A 314-nucleotide genomic window follows, 5' to 3' on the forward strand; every position below is an offset into this window, starting at 1 on the left:
TTGAACAGCAGATCCGCTGGCGCAGACTCACCGAAGGTGGTCATGCCGACGATTGCGCCGTTCAGGCCCACGTATTTGAACCAGTAGTCCGCGATGCCCGCTTCGATAGCGACGCGTGCAGAGACCGCTTTCGGCAGCACGGATTCACGGTAAGCCGCGTCCTGCTTGTCGAATGCGTCGGTGGACGGCATGGAAACCACGCGCGCCTTCACGCCTTCAGCGGTCAGTTTTTCGTAAGCGGCAACGGCCAGCTCAACTTCGGAACCGGTCGCGATCAGGATGATTTGCGGCTGGCCGTCGCTGTCTTTCAGCAC

The 314-nt window shown here is 60.5% G+C and carries 1 protein-coding gene; it reads right to left on the reverse strand.

Going from position 1 to position 314, the window contains the following annotated elements:
• Positions 1–314 (reverse strand): transketolase-like TK C-terminal-containing protein (locus tag HII27_RS26910; RefSeq protein WP_317983872.1); only part of this gene is annotated, 314 nt, incomplete at both ends.

It is taken from the genome of Kluyvera sichuanensis, from assembly GCF_014218705.1.
Lineage (GTDB): Bacteria > Pseudomonadota > Gammaproteobacteria > Enterobacterales > Enterobacteriaceae > Kluyvera > Kluyvera sichuanensis.